Annotated in this window: 2 protein-coding genes; both read right to left on the bottom strand. The window is 67.7% G+C overall.

All coding sequences use genetic code 11. The features are described from left to right. Positions 1 to 338 precede the first annotated feature (338 nt). Entirely contained in the window at positions 339 to 4607 is a 4269-nt protein-coding gene (glgB, locus tag Q9R22_RS10640; RefSeq protein ID WP_131333366.1) for a 1,4-alpha-glucan branching protein GlgB, read from the bottom strand. A gap of 63 nt (positions 4608 to 4670) precedes the next feature. Continuing rightward, positions 4671 to 6440, bottom strand: coding sequence for a maltose alpha-D-glucosyltransferase (gene treS, locus Q9R22_RS10635; protein ID WP_131333367.1), 1770 nt, complete (start codon positions 6438 to 6440; stop codon positions 4671 to 4673). Between the last annotated feature and the right edge of the window lie 53 nt (positions 6441 to 6493).

The following is a 6493-nucleotide window of genomic DNA, read 5'->3' as shown; positions in this document are numbered from 1 at the left end:
ACACGACCCCTCACCAGGGCCACAACGGTCGGTTGCGATCTGCAAGCTTAGCTGCGGGTGACCCAGGCTGCAACTCGAAATGAACTCTCGATTGCTTCCTGCTGTCACCGCTCCTCAGCGGCTTGCGGGGAACCATCCTAGCACACCTTCTCGCCGTTGTGCGCGGCTCGTCAGTGGTGGGATTGACTCCGTTTCGTTGCCCCGTTCGGCCTTCGCGGCCGCTGCCGTGGCAACTCGGAAGACATTACACGCCCCCGCGGGAGACGGCAAACCGGAGACGGAGAACCCGCGGGAGCACGTGCTCCCGCGGGTTCTGCATTCAATGATGCGTGACCTGATCAGTCCCGGTCGCGCGCCGTCGGGCTGGTGCTCGCACCCTTGGCCGGCTTCAGGAACAACACCGCGAGCGGCGGGACGGTGACCTCGGCGGACGCCGGCTTCCCGTTGTATGCACCCTCGGCCGCGGTGACCCGGCCCAGGTTGCCCACGCCGGAACCACCGAAGATGTCAGAGTCCGTGTTGAGCACCTCGTCCCACTCACCCGCCCACGGCAGACCCAACCGGAAGCGCTCGTGGGTGTTGCCCGCGAAGTTGGCCACGCACACGAGCGGGTTGCCCTGGTCGTCCCATCGGGTGAAGGACAGCGTGTTGCGCTTGGCGTCGTTGGCGTCGATCCACTCGAAACCGGACGGGTCATTGTCCCGTGCGTACAGGGCCGGGGTCTCGCGGTAGATCTCATTGAGGCTCTTCACCAGCTCCTGCACGCCGTGGTGCGGTGGGGTCTCGGAGAGCCACCAGTCCAGGCCGTGCTCCTGGGACCACTCGGACTCCTGGGCGTACTCGGTGCCCATGAAGATCAGCTGCTTACCCGGGTGGGCCCACATGTATGCGAGGTACGCGCGCACGTTGGCGAGCTGCTGCCACCGGTCACCCGGCATCTTGCGCAGCAGGGAGCCCTTGCCGTACACGACCTCGTCGTGGGAGATGGGAAGGATGAAGTTCTCCGAGTAGGCATAGACCATGGAGAACGTGGCCTTGTTGTGGTGGTAGTGCCGGTTGACGGGATCCTCGGCCATGTACTCGAGACTGTCGTGCATCCACCCCATGTTCCACTTGATCCCGAAGCCGAGACCGCCGGCGCTCGTGGGTTTGGTGACCCCTGGGAAAGACGTGGACTCCTCCGCAACCATGACGATCCCGGGATTGCGCCGGTACGCGGTGGCGTTGGCCTCCTGCAGGAACGCGATGGCCTCGAGGTTCTCGCGTCCGCCGTACTGGTTGGGCTCCCACTCGCCGTCGTTGCGCGAGTAGTCCAGGTAGAGCATGGAGGCCACGGCGTCCACGCGCAGCCCGTCCACGTGGAACTCCTCGAGCCAGTAGTTCGCGTTGGCCACGAGGAAGTTGCGCACCTCCCGGCGGCCGTAATCGAAGATTAGCGTGCCCCAGTCCTTGTGCTCGCCGCGGCGGGGGTCCGGGTGCTCGTAGAGCGGTTGCCCGTCGAACTTGGCGAGCGCCCACTCGTCCTTGGGGAAGTGGCCGGGGACCCAGTCCACGAGCACACCGATGCCGGCCTGGTGCAGCTGGTCCACGAGGTAGCGGAACTCGTCCGGGGAACCGAAGCGCGACGACGGCGCGTAGTAGCCGGTGACCTGGTAACCCCACGAACCACCGAAGGGGTGCTCCGCGACGGGCATGAACTCCACGTGGGTGAAGCCCTGCCACGTGAGGTACTGCACGAGTTCGCGGGCGAGATCCACGTAGCCGAGACCCATGCGCCACGAGCCGATGTGCATCTCGTACACGCTCATGGGTGCGTTGTGGGGATCCTTGGCCGCGCGGGCCTGCATCCACGCGTCGTCCTGGAACTCGTAGGAGGACTCGAACACGCGCGACGCGGTGGACGGCGGGATCTCGGTGCCGAAGGCCATGGGGTCCGCCTTGTCCCGCCACGAGCCGTCCGCCGCCCGGATCCGGAACTTGTAGGTGTCTCCGGAGCCCATGCCGGGCACGAACACTTCCCACACACCGCTGGAACCCAGCGAGCGCATGGCATGCTCGGAACCGTCCCACCCGTTGAAGTCACCAATCACGCGCACGGCCCGGGCATTGGGGGCCCACACCGCGAAGCTCACTCCGGAGACGTCCCCCATGGAGGACGGGTAGTGGTGCACGTGGGCACCGAGCACGGTCCACAGGGTCTCGTGCCGGCCCTCGCCGATCAGGTGCAGGTCCAGCTCGCCCAGGGTGGGCGCGAAGCGGTAGGGGTCGTCGACCTCGGCGGGCTCCTTGCCCGCATAGGTCACTAGGACGCGGTAGTCGGGGATCTTGCCCTCGTCGTGCGCGGGGACCACGCCGGTGAAGATCCCACCCCACTCGTGCTCGAGGGGGAACGTCCCGTTGAGCGTGCGCACCGAGACGTGCGTCGCGAAGCGTCGCAGGGTCCGGATGGTCACCGAACCGTCCGGGTTGAAGTGCGCCCCGAGCACCGCGTGGGGATCGTGGTAGCGCCCCTCGGCCACCGCTGCGAGCACGTCCGCGCTCACGGGCACGGGCCCGCCCGCGGGGTGCTCCCGTTCCGACGCCGCTGCGACGCTCTGCTGGGAAGTCCCGGCCCGAGTTGACGCGTGGTTCCCGCCCGCGGTCTCCGCCGGAGCCGTCACGTCATTACCGTCGGTGGTCCGAGCCGACGCGTCGTTCGTCCCGGTCGCCTCCGACGCAGCGCCCCGCGCGTTGCGCGGTTCCGCCGACGACGCCCGGCCGTCGGCGTGCTGCGCGGACTCGGATGTCGGGGTTGGCGTGGATTCGGGGCCCGTAGGAGTCGACGACGCCGCGGGGCTGGTGTTCTCGGGGTGTTCAGGGGTCACGAAATCCTCGGTTCTGGATGCAGGTGTGTGGCTCTCGTGTGTTTCACGCCTCACGTTACGGGAGCGCGCACGTTCAAGCGAACGCACCACGGCACCGGCCGGGACCGCGACCCAGCCCGGGCGGTTGCGCTGCTCGTAGACCACTTCGTACAGGCCCTTGTCAAGCCACAGGGCGCGGAAGAGCACCGAATCCCGGTCCACGCCAGAACCGCTCGTGCGGGCGTACCCCTCAAGGAACGCGTCCGAGACCGCGTCGGTCCAGGCGCTCATGTCCTCGTCCCGCTCGCGCGCGGCCATGGCGCCCGCATAGTCGAACGAGCGCAGCATGCCGACGACGTCGCGCAGGGCCACGTCCGGGCGGACACGCTCCTTAATGGGTCGTAGGGGCTCACCCTCGAAGTCCAGGATCCGGAACCCCTGGGCGTCGTTGTGCAGCACCTGGCCCAGGTGGTAATCACCGTGGATCCGTTGCAGGGCGGGGATCTCCCGGATCCGGGACAGCTGCTCGAGCAGGTCCTCGACCTCGGCCCGGTAGGAATCGAAGTAGTCCCCGCAGGACTCCCACGCCCAGCGGATCCGCGAGGCGAGGTCGTCCAGGAACCGGCGCCGAGCATCGTCGTCCGCGGTGACGGGTTCGAAGGCGCCGAGGAGGTCGGCGTGGACGCGCGCGGTCGTGGCACCCAGCTCGGCCGCGAGCTCGGAGAAGTCCCGGGCATGGTTCGCCGCGTCCAGGGCCATGGCCCACGCGTCCCGCGAATCGGCGAGGAACTGGGCGGCCACCGCGAGCTGACCGGACGTGATGACCAGGCCCTGGCGCCACTGGGCGTCGAGCCATCCAGCCGTGGCCGGGACCGCGGTGGAACCGTGCGACGTGAGTTTGACGCCCACCTCCACGTCCGGGTTGCGCCCCTCCCCCACCACGCGGAAGAACTTCACGATCACCGCGTCGCCGCCCAGCGCGGAATCCGACTCCTCCGCGTCCTGCGGGGCGAGGATCACGGACGTGTTGGACTGCTCTGAGGAGATCACCCGCACCTGATCCGCGGAGCCAATCCGATAATCCGTGTTCATGGCCCCGGTGTAGCGGCCGTGCAGGCCCATCCCGTGGCGCAGCACCCCGCCCTCGGTCAGCTGCGCATCCATGATCCGCAGCACCCGGTCCATGAAACCTGGGTCCCCCACGGCGTCGTAGAGGTGGAACGTGGCCGTCTCGTCCGCGGTGGTGCTCTCGCTGCCCTGTGCCTCGGCGCGGGCCTCACTACGACCGGACGCGCCGGCCTTCTCCTGGGCGCCGGCGGTTTGACCGGCCTCCGGGGAGTCCTCCGAGGTGATGGGTTGGGCGGCCCGCGAGCGCTCCGAGCGGCGTCGTTCGCGGAAAGAACCCGCGTGCGAGATGGCGCGGCGCAGGAACGAGGCCGAGGCCTCCGCACCCGCGATCAGCTGCTCGGGCAGGGGACGGTCCGGGCCACCGGAGCAATAGCTGCCGATCGCGAAGCGCTCGAGCTCGGGCAGAGCTTCGGTGCTGCGCACGACCGGTACGTTGAGCAATTCGCTGCGCTCGCCCACCGTGACCTGGACCAGGAACATGATGCGTTCCGTGCCGCGATGCGATCCGGTGCCGGAATCCAGGGTCGCGCGGCCCACGACGCTCAAGCGCAACTGGTCCGTGGTGGCCGTGAACGGGAACCACCGCTGCCGCGGCAACCAGTCGCGCAACCTGTCGAGAAATTGCTGATCCGTCATGGAGGGTCCCCCGCTTTCGTCTGGACAATCACTGTTTCGCGCGCGGGCCGTACCCGCGCGCGCTCACTCGTTGCGCGTGGGCTTGATGATGGGCATGGCCACCGTCTCGGGGTGGGAACCGTCCGTGCCGGGGGTCGTGCGCAACCGGAGCCAGAAGAAGTCCTGCGAACCGAGCGTGATGCGGTAGTCGCCTTGTTCCGAGAAGGAGCCGAACGGTTCACCGCCGAACAGTTCCCGGGTGCCCCGGCCCGCGTACTCGGCCAGGTGCACGCTGCAGCTCGCGGGGACGTGGGAAAGGTTGAACACGCACAGCAGGGTCTCCCCCGCGCCGTCGTCCGCGTCCTGCGGGCTCAAGCGGCGCAGGAATGCCAGGACGGATTCGTGGTCCGTGCTCACGTTGACGTAGTCCCCCAGACCGAACGCCGGGTGCGCCTTGCGCACCATGAGCATCTGCCGGATCCAGTGCAGCAGGGAGGAGGACGACGCGAGCTGCGTCTCCACGTTCGTCTGCGTGTAGTTGTAGACGAGCGACTGCACGACCGGGAGGTAGAGCTTGCCCGGATCTGCGGTGGAGAAGCCGGCGTTGCGGTCGGGGGTCCACTGCATGGGTGTGCGGGACGCGTCGCGGTCGTCGAGCCAGATGTTGTCCCCCATGCCGATCTCGTCCCCGTAGTACAGGAACGGCGACCCGGGCAGGGACAACAACAGCGCGTGCGCGAGTTCGAGCTCCGCGCGGGAGTTGTCGAGCAGGGGTGCCAAGCGGCGTCGGATACCGATGTTCGCGCGCATGCGCGAATCCGGGGCGTACCACCCGAGCATGGCCTGGCGTTCCTCGCTCGTGACCATCTCGAGCGTCAACTCGTCGTGGTTGCGCAGGAACGTGCCCCACTGCGTGCCCCGCGGGATCTGCGGCGTGTGCTCCATGGTGGAGACGATGGGCGCGGCCTTCTGATCGCGCAATGAGTAGTAGATCCGCGGCATGATCGGGAAGTGGAAGCACATATGGCACTCGGGCGCCTGCTCCGTGCCGAAGTACTCCACGACCTCGTGCGGCATCTGGTTGGCCTCCGCGATGATCACGCGGCCGGGGTACTCGCGGTCCACCATCTCGCGCAGCCGCACGAGGAAGTCGTGGGTCCCGGGCAGGTTCTCGCAGTTGGTCCCCTCCTCCTCGATGAGGTAGGGGATGGCGTCCGCGCGGAAGCCGTCGATGCCCATGTCCAGCCAGAACTTCACGACGTCGAACACGGCCTCGACGACCTTGGGGTTCTCGAAGTTCAGGTCCGGCTGGTGGGAGAAGAACCGGTGCCAGAAGAACTGCCGACGCACGGGGTCGAAGGTCCAGTTGGAGACCTCGGTGTCCACGAAGATGATCCGCGCGTCCTGGTACTTCTCGTCCGTGTCCGACCACACGTAGAAATCGCCGTACGGCCCCTCCGGGTCCTCCCGGGAGGCCTGGAACCACGGGTGCTGGTCCGAGGTGTGGTTCAGCGGCAGATCGGTGATGACCCGCAGACCCCGCGCGTGGGCCTCCGCGACCAGTCGCTTGAAGTCGCTCACGGTGCCGAACTCGTCCAGCACGGAGTAGTAGTCGGAGATGTCGTAGCCGCCGTCCCGCAGCGGGGACTCGTAGAACGGGGGCAGCCACAAGCAATCGATCCCGAGCCACTGCAGGTAGTCGAGTTTGTCGATCAGACCCGAGAAGTCGCCGGAGCCGTCACCGTTGGCGTCCGAGAAGGCTCGCACGAGCACCTCGTAGAACACGGCCTTGCGGAACCAGTCCGGGTCGTGCGCGAGCCCGGGAGCGTTGAGTTGGAAAGGAGTGGTGCTCATGGTCGGCTGGACTGCCCTCTCGGAGAAACGTGCGTGTCGGTCATGACGGGTGC

Origin of the sequence: Kocuria sp. PD6 (assembly GCF_031844145.1) — a bacterium.
GTDB lineage: Bacteria > Actinomycetota > Actinomycetes > Actinomycetales > Micrococcaceae > Kocuria > Kocuria marina.
Note: the sequence above shows the minus strand (reverse complement) of the source record. Positions and strands in the feature narration are given on the sequence as shown.